Genomic DNA, 18,084 nt, shown 5'->3' on the forward strand with positions numbered 1-18,084 from the left:
CGAGGAGGAACGACGATGACCGAGACGAGACCCACCCGTCGCATCCGGGTCGGGATGTCACTCTCCGCGCACTACACGCCCGAGGCATCGGTCCGCGAGGGGCTGCGCGACACGATGGAGCAGGTGGCGCTGGCCGAGGAGATGGGCCTCGACACCATCCTGCTCGGGCACCATTACCTGACCCGCTCGCAGTTCCTGCAACCACTGTCGACGGTGGCCTACCTGGCCGCGCGCACCGAGCGGATCCGGCTGGGGTTCGGCGTCTACCTGCTGCCGCTGCACAACCCGCTGGCGCTCGCCGAGGAGTTCGCGACCATCGACCAGCTCTCCGGAGGTCGTCTGATCCTCGGACTCGGCGCGGGCTACCGCAGCGTGGAGTTCCGCGCGTTCGGGATCCCCCTGGAGGAGCGGTTCAAACGGATGGAGGAGTACGTCGAGGTCCTCCGAGCCCTGTGGTCGGGGGAGCCGGTCACCAGGTCGGGCTCCTTCGGCGAACTGGACGGCGCCCGGGTGCTGCTGAAACCGGTCGAGCCCTCGGGGCCGCCGCTCTGGCTGGGGGCCTTCGGCCCGGTGGGCATGCGCCGGGTGGCCAGACTCGACGCCGCCTGGGCCGTCGCCCCCAACGGAACGGTCGAGGAGGTGGCCGAGCGGATGGCGATGTTCCGGGAGGCACTGGTCCAGCACGGGCGCTCCCTCGACCGTGACTACCCGCTGCTGCGAGAGGGTTGTGTCGCCCCGACACGACAGGCCGCCGTCGACGCGGCCGGCGCCTTCCTCGCGGAGCAGTACGAGAACTACCGCGGCTGGAAGCACGGTGCCTCGCTGGACGACCTGATCAGCGGCCATGCCGTGATCGGCTCACCCGAGGACGTCATCGAGAGGCTGAGCCGCTACGCGGAGATCGGCTACACCGACGTGGTGCTCCGGCTGCAGTGGACCGGGATGCCCCAGGCCGACGTGCTGCGCTCGATCCGGCTGCTCGGCGAGGAGGTCATCCCCGCGCTGGCGGAGGTGCCGGTTGGCGAAACTTCTGAAGTCCTCCGGAAATCGATAGGAGAGGTCCGAATTTAATGACCGCGATGAACTTTGGGCGACTGGTCGATCTTCAGAGGGTACGCAGGGAGGCGGAGCCCGCGCTCATCACCGATGAGGACGTCTGGACGTACGGGCGTCTCGCCGACTCGGTCCACGCCACCGCCGCGTTCCTCGCCGAACGCGGTGTCGGGAAGGGCGACCGGGTCGCCGTACTCGGCATGAACTCGCCGGAGTACGTCTGCGCGGTGCTGGCCGTTTACCGGCTCGGGGCCATCGCGGTCCCGCTGAACTACCGGCTCCAGCGGGTGGAGCTCGAGTTCCTGGTTCGCGACTCGGGAGCGGTCGCGGTGATCTGTGAGACCGAGTTCGTGGAGGTCATGCACGAGATCTGCGAGGATCTGCGCCTGCGGGCGTCGGTGCAGCTCGACGGGGACGGTTGCGGTTCTCCCGGCTGGTCGCTCTTCGCCCAGGTGCTGGCGGACTACTCGGGCCGGGAGGTCCCGCCGGCGGAGGTCGCCTTCGACGACCCGCAACGGATCATGTACACCTCGGGAACCACCAGCCGTCCAAAGGGCGTGATCATCACGCACGGCATGGCCGCGCTGAACGTCATCGCCCAGACGAGCGAGCTCGGGCTCTCCTCGGCCGACCGGCTCCTCATCTCGTCCCCGCTGTACCACGTCGCGGCCTGGGACTCACCCGGCGTCGGCGCGCTCTTCAACGGCGGGGCGCTGGTGATAATGCGAAAGTTCGACGCGCCACTGGCACTCAGGCTCATCGAGGAGCACCAGGTCACCGGTGGTATCTTCGTGCAGGCGATTCTGCACAGCCTGCGGTCGGCCTCGGACGGCTCGCGGGACCTCTCCTCGCTCAAGTGGATCGTCTTCGGCGCGGCCGCCGGAGAGCTGTACCGCGAGGTCCGGGAGATGTTGCCGACGACCCGCCTGGTCCAGGCCTACGGCATGACGGAGGCGTGCAGCTCCATCGCCTACATGGACGTCGCACACGTCGTGTCGAAGCGTGGTTCCGTCGGCACGGCCGTGCCCTTCGTGGAGTATCGGGTGGTCGATGAGAACGAGAACGACGCCGGTCCGGGTGTTCAGGGTGAGGTGGTGCTCCGCGGCCCGAAGGTGACGCCCGGCTACTGGGGTGACGAGGAGCTGACCGCTCAGGCGTGGCGGGGTGGCTGGTTCCACACGGGTGACGTCGGAATGGTGGACGAGGACGGTTTCCTCTACATCACGGATCGGCTCAAGGACATGATCCGTTCCGGCGGGGAGAACGTCGCGAGCCAGGAGATCGAGCGGGTGATCTACACTCATCCTCTCGTGTCCGAGACGGCGGTGATCGGTGTGCCGCATCCGCGCTGGCAGGAGGTGCCAAAGGCGTACGTCGTGCTGAAGGCCGGCGCGACGCTGGCGGAGGACGATCTGCTCGGCTACTGCCGTGAACGTCTCGCGTCCTTCAAAACGCCGAAATCCGTGGCTTTCGTGGACAAGCTCCCCCGTAATCCCTCGGGAAAGGTGCTCAAGCGGGTGCTACGGGAATCCTCGGAGAAAACCGACTCGATGCTCCTCTCCTGACCTCGCGCACTGTGACGGCGGACGCCCTACCCTGTGTGGCAGATAACCACTGAGAAACCGTTCTAGGTAAGGGGGACGAGAACCATGGCACGTACCGCATCACGAGGTGGCCCCCGGGGCACCTATTCTCCCGCGGAGACGCGGCGGGCGCTGCTGGCAAGTGCACTGAAGCTGTTCGAGGTCGGCGGTTACCACGCGACGTCCGTGGAGGACATCGTGAAGGAGGCCAACCTGACCAAGGGGGCCTTGTATCATCACTTCTCCGGTAAGGAGGAGATCCTTCAGCAGATACAGGAGGAATACATCGACGACCGGCTCCGGAACTGCCGTCGCATTCTTGAGTCATTCGAGACCCCGGTCGAACGGTTGCGGCAGCTCATCCTTGAGTCATTGGTCGCCATCGACCAGTTCCGCGCCCATGTCACCGTGTTTACTCAGGAGCGCCGCTTCCTTACCGAGGAACGCTTCGCCGCGATAAAGAAAAAGCGCGACGAGCTCGACGCGATGTACGAGTTGGTGATCCGTCAAGGTATCGAAGAAGGGGTTTTCAACTCGGCCCTGCAACCACGTATCGCCAGCTTCGGAGTCCTGGGCATGCTGACCTCGGCGTACAACTGGTACCGCCCTGACGGCCTGCTGGCCGTCTCCGAAGTGGCCGACCAGCTCTCCGAGCTGGTTCTCGGAGGACTGATCTCGCCGACGAGCGGGGCTTCTTCCAGCCAGTAACGTCCCGACCGGTCGGTGTGAGAAAACGGGCACCGTCGCGTGCCCGGTTACTCGCCGGGCCCGGGGTGTCCGTCGTAGGCGGAGAACCTGGGGGCGCGCTCGGACGACCGCGCCTCTGAGGATGCCCTGTGATGCTGCTGACCTCGGCGTTGACGCCGTTCGGTGGAGGCCGTGGAACGGTCCCCGAACGCTGATGCGTCCGCCGGGGAAGTACCGGGAGTCCAGACATCCGGCACCTTGACGATCTCAGTTTGATACCCGTACCATACCTACTGGTCGGAATGTAACGAGGGGGTTGAAGCATGAAATTTGGCGTGATGAATCTGTTTCCGGCCGAGGGTGACGGAGACGACGCGCAGGTGCTGCGAGACACCATCGAGGAAATCCAGATCGCCGACGAACTGGGATTCGACTCGTGCTGGCTGGCGGAGCACCATTTCTCGCGCTACGGGATCCTCGGTAATCCGCTGATGCTGGGCACGGCGATCGCCGAGCGGACGCGCAACATCACCATTGGCACCGCAGTGGTCGTCGTCCCACTGCACGACCCGCTTCGCATCGCCGAGGACGCCGCGCTGCTTGACATCCTGTCCGACGGCCGTCTCGTGCTCGGCATCGGACGCGGCTACCAGCCGAGCGAGTTCCGAGGTTTCGGCAAGGACCGCGACGCCAACAAGGAGCTGTACGCGGAGATCGTCGACATCCTGAAGCTGGCGTGGACTCAGGAGAACTGGTCGTACGAGGGCAAGCACTTCCAGTACAGCGACATGAACGTCTTCCCGAAGCCCGTGACTCCGGGAGGGCCGCCGATCCTGCACGGCACGTCGTCACCGGAGACCTTCCGGCAGCGCGGGCTGGCCGGCGACCACATCATCGTGTCGTCCAGCTTCACGCCCATGCAGCGGATCAAGGAGAACTACGACTCCTACCGTGAGGCGCTCGTCGAAGGCGGGCACGAGAGCGGTGGTTTCGACCTCCCCTTCATGCAGCAGGTGTGGGTCGGCGGGAGTGCGGACGGTCTGCAGGCGGCGGCAGGGGCCGCGCTGAACTACTACCGCAGCGTCGGCAAGGTGATTCCCGGCTCCGACGAGGCGATCGAGTCGGAGCGGGCGTACTACGACAAGGTTCAGCGGAACATCGGTCTGCTCACCGTGGAGAAGACCCTGACCCACGGCGGCACCTTCGGGTCGGTGGACCGGGTGGTCGACACCCTCGGCCGGATCCGGGACGAACTGGGTGTCACCCACTACATCGGCTGGTTCCACATTCCCTCACTTGACCGCAGGCGTGCCATCGAGTCGATGGAGACCTTCGCCGCGAAGGTGATTCCCCAGCTCACCTCGGTCTGACGGTCGGCCCATTCCCAGTTCCTGGAGAGTTTGATGAAGAAGAGCGAGTACGAACTCCTGGCCTCTCAGTGGGACGCCGAAGGCATGGCGATCGACGAGAAGGCCATCGAGAACTCGGTGCTGTACGAGAAGGACCCGGAGAAGGCGGTCGCCTACATCATCTTCAATGTCCCGGAGAAGCTGAACGGCATCCCGGTGGCGGCTTTCGAGAGGGTCGGCGACCTGATCCGGGAGGCCGAGGTGGACGACGACGTGAAGACGATCGTCTTCAAGGGCAACGGCGACTGCTTCGGCTCCGGTGCGGACGCCGCCGAGCTGGGCTACTACATCGGCTACGGCAAGAACAAGAAGGGCGAGCGGGCGGGGCGTCCGGCGCAGCGCCAGCGCATTCTCCCGGACAGGAACCTCCTTTCCGAGAGCCTTGGAAACAAGGTCACGAACTGCCTGAAGGCGACGATCTGCCAGGTGCACGGTTACTGCTACGGCGGCCACATGAAGATCGCACTGGGTGCCGACATGATCGTCGCCTCGCCGGACGCCCAGTTCACCCATCCGGCCTTCCGCTACCTCGGCTCCGCCCCGCAGGACATGTACCTGTGGATCGAGAACCTGGGGCTGAAGAAGATGAAGGAGATCATGCTGACGATGCGGCCCCTCACCGCGGAGGAGGGGGAGCGCATCGGCTTCGTCAACCAGGTGGTGCCCAGAGAGGAGCTGGACGCCGCCGTCGACGAGTACGTCACGGCCATCTCGTTCATGCCGCTGGACGGCCTGATGATCGGCAAGTCGATGATGCGCATCGCCATGGAGGCTCGCGGCAAGGGCGTCGGCGAGGTGGGCAACTGGATCGGGCACGCTTGGGCCACGAACCTTTCGCTGGCGGAGGGCGAGTACAACTTCGTCAAGGAGCGGCGGGACAAGGGCCTTGCCCAGGCGCTCAGGGACCGGGACGCCGCGGTCGCGCCGAGGTTCCGGCTCGGAGGAAAGCTCGGCTGACGTCCACTATCGAAGGAGAGTTGCCGATGGTCGGCGAGATCCACCACATCGCGGTCAGTGTTCGCGATCTTGAGAAGTCCATCCCGTTCTATCGCGACGGGCTCGGGCTGCGCATGACCTTGGACATGCGGGTGGGCAACGAGACGATGCACAAGCGGCTGCGGACACCTCCGGGCGCCGGTGGCAGGGCGGTGTACTTCCAGGGGCCGACGAAGATCGGGCAGCTGGAGCTGATCCAGTGGGACCTGCCGGTGCCGGAGGACTCCCGCCCCAAGCGGCCGGGAGACCCGGGCGTCTTCTCCATATGTTTCCCGGTACCGGCCGACGAGATCCAGGACGTGTACGACCGTCTGGTCGGCATGGGGGTGGACTGCTACCACCCCCCGGCGACCAGCGTCCTGGACAACTACGGTCCGATCACCATGTTCATGTGCGAGGACCCGGATCAGATCCAGGTCGAGTTCGTCAGCCTGCCCACCCCGGAGCAGGTCCGTGCCTTCAGGGCCGCACAGCGAGCGGAAACGGCGTCAGCGGGCACGCCGGAACAGGAGCGATAATGAAGTTCGGCATCTTGGCGTCGCATCAGTACCTGCCGGAGGACGACCTGCGCCAGCGGCTCTACGAGCTGTGGGACCTGACCGAGCTGGCCGCCGAGCAGGGGTTTGACTCGATCTTCGCCATCAACCACTTTCTCGCGAACCTGCAGACACCGCAGACCATCTCGGTCGTCGCGAAACTGATCCAGCACTCCGGCAACATGACCGTCGGGACCAGCCTGGTGATCCTGCCCGCCTACCACGCCGTGCACATCGCGGAGGAGTTCGCGACCCTCGACCACATGGCCGGGGGAAGGCTGGTCCTGGGGGTGGGGGCGGGCTACCGGAACAACGAGTTCGCCGCCATGAACATCGACAAGCCCAACCGTTTCCGGAAGATGCACGAGCAGATCCGGTTGATCCGCGCGCTGTGGACCGGCGAAAGGGTGGACTTCGACGGCGAGTTCTACAGCGTCCACGACAGCATCTGCGTGAAGCCGTTCCAGCAGGGAGGTCCGCCGATCTGGGTCGGGGCCGGAGGCCCGATCTCGGTGCGGAAGGCCGCGGAGCTGGGCGATGCCTGGATCATTCCGGGTAACTCGCCGAAGCCCGGCTGGCACGTGAAGGCCATGGCCAATCACGACGACGCATTGGCCAAGGCCGGCAAGTCGCGTGAGGGCCGCGAGTACCCGATGATCGTGAACGTGTTCTGCGCCCCCACCACACAGCTGGCCAGGGACACCGTGCGATCGAACGTCGAGCGGGAGTACTTCAACTACGCCGAGTACCCGCAGCTCGCCTTCCAGAAGGAAAAGTTCGAGTACATGTGGGAGAACCTGTTCATGGTGGGTGACCCTGACTTCGTGGCCGAGCGCATCGCGCGCCTGGAGGAGGCCGGTGTGAACCACATCATCGCCCGGCCGTACTGGCTCGGGACGTCGCACGAACGAACGGTCGAGTCCGTCAAGCTGTTCGCGAAAGAGGTCATGCCGCGGTTCGCCGGTCTGGCCAGCGTCTGAGGGCGGACGGTGCCTCGCAGCACGGAGACCACGTTCGCCGTGGCTGCCCACCTGGTCGGTGCGGCTCTCGTTCCCCTGAGTCTCCCGCCTGCGGAACGACGGAGCCGCGCGACCCGGTCGGCCCCGGCGAGCGGGGAACCTCTCCCGGGCGCCCTCTTCGACCGGAAGAGCATACCGACCGGACGGTACTAAAATGGGGAATCCACTGATTCGAAGGAAGAGCGGAATGAGCGCTACCAAGGATGTACCGACCGCGGCGCCGACGCGTGACCTCGGCGGTTTCTTCGCGCCACGGCGGGTGGCGTTGATCGGTGCGAGCGAGTCCTCCGGCTGGACCCGGCTCGTTCTCGCGGGCACGGACCTCTCGGCGGGACTCGACGACGTCGTCCTGGTGAACCCGCGACGCGGCATGGTGCACGGGCGACGGACCGTGCCGGGCCTGGACGCGCTGGACGAGCCGGTCGACCTCGCCTTCGTCATGGTCGGACCGGACCACGTGGCGGACCTCGTCGAGCAGGCGCTGGCGGCCGGTACCGGGGACTTCGTCGTGCTCTCGGCCGGTCTCGGTGAGGCGGGCCCCAAGGGCGCGGAACGACAGCGACGTCTGGTGGAGCTCTGCGCGGCCGGGGGCGCCCGGTTGCTCGGCCCGAACGTCAGCGGGTTCGTGAACGCCACAGACGGAGTGCGGCTGTTCGGCCTGCCGGTTCCGGACGGTCTGCCGACCGGCCGCGTGGGGGTCGTCATGCAGTCCGGGGGATTGGCCACCCACGTGCTCAGCCTGGCGCGGAGCTGGGGCACGGGCCTGAGCCTGCTCGCCACCACCGGGAACGAGGCGGTGATCACCGCCACCGACGTGATCGACCACCTCGTCGACGACGAGGCCACGGATGTCATCGCGGTGTTCCTGGAGTCGGTGCGCGACCCCGCGGCGTTCAGGGCGGCCGCGCTGCGGGCGGCGGAGCGGGGCAAGCCGATCGTCGCACTGCACGTCGGCAGCTCGTCACTGGGACGCGAGGCGGCCCTGTCGCACACCGGGGCCCTGGTGGGCGACCACGCCTCCACGGTGGCGGCCCTGGAGGACCTTGGTGTCGTCCCGGTGCGTTCGATAGAGGACCTGGTGGCGACGGCGGCACTGCTCGGCCGCCACCCCCGGGGGCTGCGTGGACGCCGGCTCGCCGTCGTCGCCGCGTCGGGGGGAGCGTGCGAACTGATCGCCGACGCGGCCGAGCCGCTGGACTTCACGCTGCCTCCCTTCGCCGGTCCCCTGGCCAAGGCGCTGGTCGAGGAGATGCCCGCCTTCGCCGACGTCCAGAACCCCCTGGATGTGACGGGGTTCGTGGTCAAGGCGGCCGACCTTCCCTTCGCCGCGACACGACTGGTGGCGGAGCACGGCGCCGACGACTACGACGTGACGATCCTGCAGTCCGTGGTGCTGCCGGCGGCGCCTGGACCGGACGAGGACGTGGTTCGGGCCCGGTTCGGGAGGCTCGCCCAGGCGATCAGGGACAGTCAGGTACCGGTGGTGCTCCAGACCGGTGCGGTCTTCGCGTTGAGCCCGTTCGCGCTGGAGATCGTCCGTGAGAACGACCTGGTCATCCTGCCGGGGATCGCGGCGGGGATGACCGCGCTCGACAGGTCCGCCAGGTACGCGGAGCTGCTGCCGCGCGCGCTGCGGGACCGGAGCCCCGCCGCGCCGGTGACCGGCGGCACCGCGGGCGCCGCCGCTTTCGAGCCGGAGAGGCTTCTGGTCGAGTACGGAGTGCCGGTACCCCCCAGCCGCCTGGCCCGCACGGCCGACGAGGCCGCGGAGGCGGCCGCCGAGCTGGGCTTCCCCGTGGTGCTCAAGGTGATCAGTGAGGACGTACCCCACAAATCCGATGTGGGGGGTGTGGTGCTCGATCTCCGCGATTCCGATGCCGTGCGGTCCGCCTTCGAGAAGATGCTGGCCGAGGTGGCGAGCCGGCTACCGGGCGCGGCGCTGGACGGAGCGCTGGTCGCCCCGATGCGTCCGGCGGGCGTGGAACTGCTGGTCAGCGTGATCAACGATCCGAACTGGGGTCCGCTGCTGACCGTGGGGTCCGGTGGGGTGCTGACCGAGTTGCTGGAGGACGTCGTGGTCAGGCCGCTTCCAGTGCCTGAGCGGGACATCCCGGGCCTGCTGTCGGAGTTGCGCGTCTCGCGGCTGCTCGGCGGCTTTCGCGGTTCGGCGCCCGCCGACCTGGCAAGGGTGGCGGCCGCCGTGCACGGAGTGCAGCGACTCGCGACCGCCCTCGGCCCCGAGTTGCGGGCTGTCGAGGTGAACCCGCTGTGGGTCCGCGGAGACCGGGTGGAGGCGCTGGACCTGCTGGTCGAGTGGGCCACTCGGCCAGAGGTGGAGAAGGTGGACAGCGAGTCCGGCACGCAGTAATATTCCGACTAGTCGGTATCAAAATAATGGGCGCCGGAAGTGGGCCGCGGCTCACCCGAAGCGCCGGAGGGGCCCCGAGGGCAGGCGCGATGGGCGCGGCCGATCCGCCGGGAGAACGGAATCACGATGTTGGGCCACCGTGCCAACAGCCGAGGAGGACAGTTGAGGCGTAACCTCGTACACGACCTGGAGGCGCGGGCGAGCAGGTCGCCACACCGCATCGGACTCATTCATGAGGATGGCCGGACCTGGACGTACCGGCAGATCGACCAGGCCGCCTCGGCGGTCGCCCGCGCCCTCGTCGAGCATGGATCGACGCCGGGCAGCCGGGTGGGCCTCTACCTCGCCAACAGCCCCGAGCTGGTCTTCGGTCTCGCCGGCTGCTGGAAGGCCGGTCTCGTTCCGGTCCCGATGAGCGGGCTCTACAACTCCGACGAGGTCCGATCGTGCATCGCCAAGACCGGGCCCGGCATGGTGGTCGCCGACCCGGCGAGGCTCCCCGAAGACGGCGTCGGCGTCCCGGTGCTCTCCCTTGACGTGGTCCGGACGGCGGGGGAGGCGGCTCGTGGTTCCGCCGAGAGCGACTCGCCGCCGGTCAGGGCCCCCGAGCCGGCCGACGAGGACGAGGGACTGCTGCTGTTCACCGGTGGTTCCACCGGAATGCCGAAGGCCGTGGCCGTCACCCACTCCGGCACGTACGCCTCGATGTCGACCCTCGCCCGGGCGCAGAAGGGGGGGCGGCAGCCGGAGGAGGGGCTGTACGCGCCGGCGGACGAGTCCGTGCCGCCGAACCTGGTGCTGCTGCCGCTCTTCCACGGCGGCGGCATCCAGTCCCTGCTGTTCGGCTGGCACGTCGGCAGGGCGGTGCTGCTGGTCGAGCGATTCTCCGTCGACCGGATCGCGCGGCTGGTGCCGCGCTACCGCGTCGACAATCTGTTCCTGCTGCCGACCATGGTGTACGACCTGACGCACACCGCCGAGCAGCTGGACATCTCCTCGGTACGCAAGGTGCTCGTCGCGGGGCAGCGGCTGGACCCCGAGCTGAAGGCCCTGTTCGAGCAGAGGTTCGGCGTCATCGTGATGTCCAACTACGGTTCGGCCGAGCTCGGCCACGTCGCGGGGTGGAATGCCCGGGACGTTCGTGAGGGGCGCTGGAAGCCGGGGTCGGTCGGCCGGATCTACGACGGTGTCGAGCTTGAGATCCGGGACGAGGGCGGCGCCTCCCGGGAGGCCGGGGAACAGGGCGAGATCTGGGTCAAGTCCACGCGCACCAAGGGCTACGTCGACGCGGACGGTGACGGGGCCTCGCTCGTGGAGAACGGCTGGGTCCGGTCCGGCGACATCGGCTACGTCGACGCCGACCGGGTGCTGTATCTCGTGGGGCGTAGCAGGGAGGTCATCAAGACCGGAGGTTTCCAGGTGTGGCCGGGGGAACTGGAGGCGGTCCTACGCCGGCATCCCGCGGTGGCCGACGTCGCGGTGGTCGGCGTGGCGGACGATCGCCTCGGCGAGGTGCCCAGGGCGTTCGTCGTCCCCACGGCGGGGACGGCGGTGGGAACGGCGATGGCCGACGAGCTGATCGCCTGGTGCCGTGAGCGGCTCGCCCACTTCAAGAGCGTGCGGCAGGTGGCCTTCGTGGACGCGCTGCCCCGGAGCGAGGCAGGAAAGGTCCAGCGCGCGGCGCTTGTCGCCTCGGACGCGTCCCGGTCCTCCGGGGCGAACGACATCAAGGAGTCGGCATGACGACTGTTCCGATGACCGGATCGTCGCGCCAGGCCGGATCCTCCGGCGCGTCCGCGACGATCCCGGGAGCGCACTTCCGGCGGGTGCTGGGAAACGTGCCGACCAGTGTCGCGGTGGTCGCCGGTATCGGGCCGGACGGGCAGCCGGTCGGACTGGCGATCGGCACGTTCACCTCCGTGTCCATGAATCCCCCGCTGATAGCCTTCTGCCCCGGTGAGAGCTCCACGAGCTGGCCCAAGATCCGGATGGCGAGGCGTTTCTGCGTGAACGTCCTCGCGGCCGGCCAGGAGGACGTCTGCGCGGCCTTCGCGAGCAAGCAGCCCGACAAGTTCCGCGGACTCTCCTGGGCGGCGGCGGGCAACGGCGCGCCGCGATTGGAGAACGTGGTCGCCTGGGTGGAATGCGACCTGGAGGCCGAGTACCAGGCGGGCGACCACAGCATCGCCGTCGGCAGGGTGACGCACCTTGAGACGGGGGCCGGAGAGATGCCGCTGGTCTTTCTCGGCGGGCGGTACCTCAGTGTCGACTGAGGCCGATCTGGCCTCGGCGGCTCGGCGGCCGATCGACTGGCGACCGGTTGAGATCCGTCCCGGCCTGTGGTCGATACCGGTCGCGATACCGATCACCTCGCTCCAGGCGGTCAACGTCTATGTCCTCGAACTGGCGGGCGGTGGCATCGCGCTCGTGGACGCGGGCTGGGACAGCGAGGAGTCCTGGCGGAGCCTGCGAGACGGACTGACCTTACTGGGACGGCGTCTTGACGAGGTGCGCAAGGTGGTCGTCACCCATGCCCATCCCGACCATCTCGGCCTCGCCTACCGGGTGGCGGGCGCGTCGGGGGCCGGCGTGCTGGTGCACGAGCTGGAGGCGGGACGGCTGCGGGGCGGCAGGAGCGGCCCGCTGAACTTCCGGCGAGCGCTCGAGGCCACCTATCCCCGCTGGGGCGTGCCTTCGGCGCGGGTCGAGGAGATGCTGGCCGCCAGCGCCCCCTCATCCGAGGAGTCCTGGACCGCTCCGGTCACGGGAGTGCCCGACGGGGCGATGCTGGATCTGCCCGGGTGGTCGGTGCGGGCGGTGTGGACCCCCGGTCACACGCAGGGGCATCTCTGCCTGTACGACACCGGGCACCGGCTGCTGTTCTCCGGTGATCACGTGCTGCCGCGGATCACGCCGGGTGTCGGTGTGCACCCGGCCGAGGAGTCGGACGTCCTGGGGGACTTCCTGGCCTCCCTGCGAAAGGTGGCCGCGCTCGACGTCGAGGAGGTGCTGCCGGGGCATGAGAACCGGTTCTCCGGACTGCGCGAGAGGACCGACTTCCTGGCCGGCCACCACGACCTGCGCCTCGACGAGGTGGAGTCGGTGGTCCGCGCGGACCCCGGGGTGTCCGGTTGGCAGGTGACGCGGCGCATCGGCTGGTCACGGCCCCTGGAGCGGTTCGGTTCCGCGATGGTCCGGGCCGCCGTCGCGGAGACCATGTCGCACCTCGTCCATCTCGAGACGCTCGGCCGCCTGGCGCGACTCGATCGGAACGGGGTGTCCACCGAGAGCTGGGTGCCTCGGGACTCCTGAGGCCGAGGCCGGTGCGGGCCGGGAGTGACCCGGCCCCGGGCCCGCCGGTCAGGCCTGCCGGGGGAGCGACCGGTAGATCGAGAGCACCACGGAGTCGCCGAGCCGGACCGCGGCCCGTTCCTCGTGCGCGGTCAGGGCCGGCGCCAGGACGGACAGCGCGCCGGCGGCGATCAGCAGGTCGTGCGCGGCCGCGACATCGGCGACCTTGACGTTGAGGCTCACCGCCGCGCCGCCGGGCAACTCCTCGGCCACGGTCAGGGCCACGGTGACCCCACCCGCGTCCAGTGCGGTCCAGCGGGCGCCGTCCCTGACGGTGACCGGGAGGTCCGTCACGCGGCCCAGCAGCCTCTCGGCGGCGGCGGTGTCCTGGACCGCGACGGCGATGCCGCGGAGCACGCCACTCTGCTGGGGGGCCACGGTCATGATGGTCTCCTTCTCGGCCTGACGGCCGCCCGGCCGCTCACGACCCGGACGTTGACGGGGATGTGCACCCGATCATACCATCTGGTCGGTATCTAAGGACAGGTGATGATGTTCCAAGACTTCGGCTCCTTCCGTGACCGCCTTCATGAGATCGCCGTGGACGCGGTCCGACCACGGGCCGCCGAGATCGACGCCGACGGCCTTTATCCCGAGGACGTCCACCGGAGATTCGCCGCGGAAGGGCTGCTGGCTCTCAGCCTGCCGCCCGAGCTCGGCGGCCCCGACGGCCACGCCCCCCGGGGGGTCGTCGCGCTCACTCACGCCACCGAGGTGATGGCGCAGTACTCGAGCGCGGCGGGCCTGATGCTGCTGCTGTCCCGGTTGCCCGCGGCGCCCCTGCTCCTTGGGGGGACGCCGGAGCAGCGACGGGAGCGGTTGATCCCCCTGGGGCGGGGCCGGAGCAGAGGCTCGTTCTGCATGTCCGAGCCGCAGGCCGGTAGCGATGTGCTGGGTGTGTCCACCCGCGCCGAGCCGGACGGCGACGGCTGGCTGCTCTCGGGTCACAAGAGCTGGGTCTCCGGCGCGGAGGAGGCCGACTGGTACGTGGTGGTCGCGACCACGGCCGACCCCGCCGAACGACGGCCGGACGCGCTGCGCGCCTTCATCGTGGACCGGGACGTCCCGGGGCTGAGCCTCCGGCTCCATCCCCGCTCGTCGGTCCGGGGAATGAGCCTGGGGGACATCGGGCTCGAACGCGTGCGCGTCCCCGGCGACGCCATGCTGCCGGGTATCACCGGGCTCGGTCCTTTGCTGCGCTCGCTGGCGACCATGCGCCCCGTCGTCGCCGCGCGCGGGCTCGGCCTCGCCGAGGCGGCCCTGATGCACGCGGTGCGCTACGCGGAAACGCGCCAGGTCAACGGGGTGGCGCTGATCCGGCAACAGGGGATCCAGTGGGAACTGGCCCGGGCGGCCGCCGATGTCGAGGCGGCCAGGCTGCTGACCTACCGGGCCGCGGCCCTGGTGGAGAGCGGCGACAGCGGGCCGGATTCGGCCGGGCAACTGGCCGTGGCGAAACTGCACGCCACCGAGTGCGCGGTACGGGTGTCCGGGTTGGCCACGCAGATCTTCGGTGCCGCGGGAAGCGTCGCCGGACACCCGGCGGAACGGTTCTACCGCGACGCGCGGAACCTGACCGTGGTGGAGGGGACGTCGGAGATCCAGCTCGGCATCATCGCCCGCGGACTCCAGGACCGGCATATGTGGTGGGGATCAGCGAAGAAGAGGACGGTGCGTCAGTGAGCACGTGCGCGGGCCGGGTGGCCATCATCAGCGGTGCCGGACGAGGACGGGGAAGGTGCCACGCCGTCGCGCCGGTCGCCTGCACGCGGATGACCTCGGATCCGGTGACGGACCCGCGCGCGGTCGACGAGCCGGCGCCCGAGCAGGTCTCGCCGGTGGTCACCTGGCTCGCCGGTGCCGACTCCTTCCGCCCCGCGGTGCGCAGGCCGGTGGAGGACGTCGTGTTCGCCGACGGGTGGAACCAGCCGCCGGCCGGGGAGTGAGCGCGATGCGGAACGCGGTGACGGCCAGCGCCCCTGCCGGCGCGGTACGGTGCGTGCCGCCGTGGCGCCGGGCGTCGTGATGGCCGAACGCAGGTCCCCTTTCCAGGCACTCGCCGTGGTGAGCTATCGCTGGTTCGTCCTCGCCCAGGTGCTGGGCAACGGCGCGATGTGGATGCACCGCACCGCCCACGTGTGGCTCGTCGTCCAGATCTCCGGTGGTGACGGCGTGGCGGTCGGCGTGGTGACCGGCCTGCAGTACATCTCGATGATCCTGCTGGGGCTGAGCGGCGGCGCGCTCGGCGACCGGTTCGACAAGCGCCGGATCATGCTGATGACGCAGAGCGTCGTCGTGCTGGCCAGTGTCGTCCTCGCGGTGCTGATCGCCGGTGACGCCGTGACGCTGCCGATCGCCTACGTCTTCGCCGTCCTGCTGGGCGTTCCGGGAGCGCTGGACGCGCCCGTGCGGCTGGCCTACCCCCGGCAGCTCGTCCCGTACCGGTTCCTGGCCGCGGCGGTCGGGCTGAACGGCGCCGTCTTCCAGCTCGCGCGCGTCGCCGGGCCCGCCCTGGCCGGCGGCGTCATCGCCTTCTCCGGCACCGCCGCGGTGTTCGCCGTCGTCGCGCTGTTCGGCCTGGTCTCCTGCCTCGCGCTGGTGAGGGTGCGCCCGCTGCCCGGTGGTGAGAAGGCGGAGGCGGAGGAGCCCGCGGGCGGTCGCCGGGGTCTCGCGGACCTGCGTGCGCCGGCCTATCTCGTGCCGCTGCTGGGAGGGCTGATGCTCGGCATCGGCATGACCCACCTGCAACTGGCCATCCCGCTGCTGGTGGACTCCACGGAGAAGGACGCGGCGGGGAGCTTCGGCGCGTTGACGGCGATGATCGGGGCCGGCGGCATCGTGGGGGCGGGGCTGGCGGCGTCGCTGAGGTCCGAGCCGACCAACCGGATCCTGCTCGCCTGGTCGGCGCTCTTCGCCACGGTGACGGTGCTGGTGTCCACGCTCCCGTCAGGGCTCATCCTGGCCGCCGGGCTGTTCGTCGCGGGTGTGACGATGCAGGTGTTCGGCACCTCGGCCATCTCGGCGCTGCAACTGCGCTCACCCGCGAACGTCCAGGGGCGCATGATGGCGCTGTACGTGATCGCCTTCTTCGTCTGGGTCCCGGCGGGGGCGCCGATCTTCGGCTGGTTCGCCAACCTGGTCGGAGCACGGCAGGCCCTGGGTGTCTCCGGACTCGTCTGCCTTGCCGTGGTCGGGCTGCTCGCGCTGTCCTTTCTGACCGGCCGCGCCGTGACGCGCGAGCAGCACCGGGAGTGACCGCGGCCCGGCCGCTCAGCGACGGATCGTGACGGCTCCGGGGTCGCCGTGGCCGGTGAAGTGCCGCTGGAAGTGCGCCCACTCGGTTTGGAGCGCCTCCGGCGGTGTCTGCCGGCGGACCGACCGGATGAGCGCGGTCATCTCCGCCACGGCGGTCCGGTCGTATCCGGCCAGCACCTGTGCCGCCTCGTCGACGGTCTGCACCAGCAGGCTTCCCTGAACCGTCCGGCTCACCAGGCCGAACTCGGTCATCTCGGCGGCGCTGAACCGTTCGCCGAGGAGCAGCATCCGGGTCGCGCGCGCGGCTCCCACCGCGCGGACCAGCCGCGCGGAGCCGCCCCAGGCCGGGATTCGCCCGTGTGGCAGGTGCAGGTCCCCGAAGACCGCGTCCTGTGACGCGATCACGAGGTCGCACGCGAGGACCAGCTCCAGCCCGCCGGCGAACGCGGCCCCGTTCACCGCGGCGATCACCGGCAGCGGTGACTCCTCGATCGCCGCCATCAGATCGCGTCCGCTCTCCAGGAAGGCCAGGCGGGAGTCCGCGTCCCGCAGGGCGGCGGAGGCCCGGACGTCGGCTCCGGGGCAGAACGCCCTGCCGGTTCCGGTGACGACCAGGGTCCGCACCGCCGGGTCGGCCGCTCCGTCGGCGAGCCACCGGGTCAGCCCGGCGACGATCTCAGGGCCGAGGGCGTTCGCCCGCTCCGGCCGGTCCAGGCGTGCCCACAACGCCGAACCCCGGCGGCTGACCTGAACGTAGCTCATGGCTCGACCACGACCTTGCCGAACACCTGGCCGGAGAGCAGCCGGGAGAACTGCTCACGAGCCGAGTCAAGCGGCGCCACCGAGTCCACCAGCGGCCGGACGCCGCCGGCGACGAGGAACCCGATGAGGTCATCGAGTTCGGCCCGGGTGCCCATCGTCGAGCCGAGCACGTTGATCTGCCGGGAGAAGAGCCGGGCCAGGTTGGTCGGCGCGTCGAAGCCGGTGGTCGCGCCGGAGAGCACCACGGTGCCGCCCGGGCGTACCGCGGCGAGAGAGGACTTCCAGGTGGCCTGCCCCACGGTGTCGAGGACGACGTCGCAGTCGGACGGCAGCCGCGCCCCGGACATGACGACCTCGTGCGCGCCGAGCTCGGCGGCTCGTCCGGCCTTGGCGGGGTCCCGCGTGACCACGCGCACCCACAGTCCCGCGGCGCGGGCCAGCAGGATCGCGGCCGTGGCCACCCCGCCTCCGGCGCCCTGCACCAGCACCCGGTCACCGGGCCGTGCCCGAGCCTTGGTGAACAGCATGCGGTAGGCGGTCAGCCACGCGGTGGGCAGGCAGGCCGCCTCGGCCCAGGAGAGCGCGGCGGGTTTCGGGACCAGGTTGCGGCGCGGGACGACGATCCGCGCGGCCAGGGTCCCGTACCCCGCGTCCGAGAGCACGGACCGTTCCGGGTCGAGGGTCTCGTCACCACGGCCGCGCGCGGGGTCGCCGAGGACTGCGTGGATCACGTACTCGTTGCCGTCGTCGTCCACTCCGGCCGCGTCGGTGCCCAGTACGCAGGGAAGGCCTCCTGCCGGAGTGACGGCGCCGCGCAGCGTCCACACGTCGTGGTGGTTGAGCGAGGCGGCCCGCACCGTGATCGGCACCCAGCCGTCCGGCGGTACCGGTTCGGGGCGCTCTCCGACGGACAGGGCACTGACGGGGTCGTCGGCCGACGTGGCGTGCGCGAATGCGGCGAGCATCGGGGGGCTCCCTGGGCGGTCGAGGAGAAAGTTCTCGACATCATACCAACTGGCCGGTACGATTCTGGATATTCAACGCCTCGAATGTTCGAGGGATTCC

General features: G+C 69.4%; 17 protein-coding genes. 14 read left to right on the plus strand and 3 right to left on the minus strand.

Going from position 1 to position 18,084, the window contains the following annotated elements; translation table 11 throughout:
• The first annotated feature begins 15 nt into the window (after positions 1–15).
• The 11 genes from ABT061_RS45205 (at position 16) to ABT061_RS45255 (ending at position 12,963) form a co-directional block, all read left to right on the plus strand.
• Positions 16–1,071 carry an LLM class flavin-dependent oxidoreductase gene (locus ABT061_RS45205; RefSeq protein ID WP_350929870.1) on the plus strand — a complete coding sequence of 352 codons (1,056 nt, stop codon included), beginning with the start codon at positions 16–18 and terminating at the stop codon, positions 1,069–1,071.
• A gap of 8 nt (positions 1,072–1,079) precedes the next feature.
• Entirely contained in the window at positions 1,080–2,618 is a 1,539-nt protein-coding gene (locus ABT061_RS45210) for a long-chain-fatty-acid--CoA ligase (RefSeq protein ID WP_350929871.1), read from the plus strand.
• A gap of 84 nt (positions 2,619–2,702) precedes the next feature.
• Positions 2,703–3,344: a TetR-type transcription factor C-terminal domain-containing protein gene (locus ABT061_RS45215; RefSeq protein ID WP_350929872.1), complete on the plus strand. Its 642-nt coding sequence runs from the start codon at positions 2,703–2,705 to the stop codon at positions 3,342–3,344.
• 302 nt (positions 3,345–3,646) lie between these two features.
• The gene (locus ABT061_RS45220) at positions 3,647–4,693 is read left to right on the plus strand and encodes an LLM class flavin-dependent oxidoreductase (protein WP_350929873.1); all 1,047 of its coding nucleotides are present in this window, start codon (positions 3,647–3,649) and stop codon (positions 4,691–4,693) included.
• A 33-nt stretch (positions 4,694–4,726) separates the two neighbouring features.
• Complete coding sequence (locus ABT061_RS45225) at positions 4,727–5,689, plus strand: enoyl-CoA hydratase-related protein (RefSeq protein ID WP_350929874.1); 963 nt, start codon at positions 4,727–4,729, stop codon at positions 5,687–5,689.
• 26 nt (positions 5,690–5,715) lie between these two features.
• Positions 5,716–6,246, plus strand: coding sequence for a VOC family protein (locus tag ABT061_RS45230; RefSeq protein ID WP_350929875.1), 531 nt, complete (start codon positions 5,716–5,718; stop codon positions 6,244–6,246).
• Positions 6,246–7,244, plus strand: coding sequence for an LLM class flavin-dependent oxidoreductase (locus ABT061_RS45235; protein ID WP_350929876.1), 999 nt, complete (start codon positions 6,246–6,248; stop codon positions 7,242–7,244). Before ABT061_RS45230 ends, ABT061_RS45235 begins: the two co-directional genes overlap by 1 nt.
• Before the next feature lie 226 nt (positions 7,245–7,470).
• Complete coding sequence (locus tag ABT061_RS45240) at positions 7,471–9,651, plus strand: acetate--CoA ligase family protein (RefSeq protein WP_350929877.1); 2,181 nt, start codon at positions 7,471–7,473, stop codon at positions 9,649–9,651.
• Positions 9,652–9,813: 162 nt separating this feature from the next.
• Entirely contained in the window at positions 9,814–11,394 is a 1,581-nt protein-coding gene (locus ABT061_RS45245) for a class I adenylate-forming enzyme family protein (RefSeq protein WP_350929878.1), read from the plus strand.
• Entirely contained in the window at positions 11,391–11,924 is a 534-nt protein-coding gene (locus tag ABT061_RS45250) for a flavin reductase family protein (protein ID WP_350929879.1), read from the plus strand. The genes ABT061_RS45245 and ABT061_RS45250 overlap by 4 nt, the downstream gene beginning before the upstream one ends.
• The gene (locus ABT061_RS45255; protein WP_350929880.1) at positions 11,914–12,963 is read left to right on the plus strand and encodes an MBL fold metallo-hydrolase; all 1,050 of its coding nucleotides are present in this window, start codon (positions 11,914–11,916) and stop codon (positions 12,961–12,963) included. Before ABT061_RS45250 ends, ABT061_RS45255 begins: the two co-directional genes overlap by 11 nt.
• Positions 12,964–13,011: 48 nt before the next feature.
• Here the strand turns inward: ABT061_RS45255 and ABT061_RS45260 are convergent, their stop codons facing one another.
• Positions 13,012–13,386, minus strand: a complete 375-nt coding sequence (locus ABT061_RS45260; RefSeq protein ID WP_350929881.1) for a VOC family protein — start codon at positions 13,384–13,386, stop codon at positions 13,012–13,014.
• A gap of 105 nt (positions 13,387–13,491) precedes the next feature.
• Between ABT061_RS45260 and ABT061_RS45265 the strand changes: the two genes are divergently transcribed.
• The 3 genes from ABT061_RS45265 (at position 13,492) to ABT061_RS45275 (ending at position 16,257) form a co-directional block, all read left to right on the plus strand.
• Positions 13,492–14,685 carry an acyl-CoA dehydrogenase family protein gene (locus tag ABT061_RS45265; RefSeq protein WP_350929882.1) on the plus strand — a complete coding sequence of 398 codons (1,194 nt, stop codon included), beginning with the start codon at positions 13,492–13,494 and terminating at the stop codon, positions 14,683–14,685.
• Complete coding sequence (locus ABT061_RS45270; protein WP_350929883.1) at positions 14,682–14,948, plus strand: hypothetical protein; 267 nt, start codon at positions 14,682–14,684, stop codon at positions 14,946–14,948. The genes ABT061_RS45265 and ABT061_RS45270 overlap by 4 nt, the downstream gene beginning before the upstream one ends.
• Before the next feature lie 61 nt (positions 14,949–15,009).
• Positions 15,010–16,257, plus strand: a complete 1,248-nt coding sequence (locus ABT061_RS45275) for an MFS transporter (protein WP_350929884.1) — start codon at positions 15,010–15,012, stop codon at positions 16,255–16,257.
• Between the two features lie 15 nt (positions 16,258–16,272).
• Here ABT061_RS45275 and ABT061_RS45280 read toward each other — a convergent pair whose 3' ends face one another.
• Both ABT061_RS45280 and ABT061_RS45285 read right to left on the minus strand, forming a co-directional pair.
• Complete coding sequence (locus tag ABT061_RS45280; RefSeq protein WP_350929885.1) at positions 16,273–17,019, minus strand: enoyl-CoA hydratase/isomerase family protein; 747 nt, start codon at positions 17,017–17,019, stop codon at positions 16,273–16,275.
• Positions 17,016–17,984 (minus strand): zinc-binding dehydrogenase, encoded by a 969-nt coding sequence (locus tag ABT061_RS45285; protein WP_350929886.1) that lies wholly within the window; start codon positions 17,982–17,984, stop codon positions 17,016–17,018. The genes ABT061_RS45280 and ABT061_RS45285 overlap by 4 nt, the downstream gene beginning before the upstream one ends.
• Positions 17,985–18,084 lie beyond the last annotated feature (100 nt).

Origin of the sequence: Streptosporangium sp. NPDC002544 (assembly GCF_040295965.1) — a bacterium.
In the GTDB taxonomy this organism is placed as follows: Bacteria; Actinomycetota; Actinomycetes; order Streptosporangiales; family Streptosporangiaceae; genus Streptosporangium.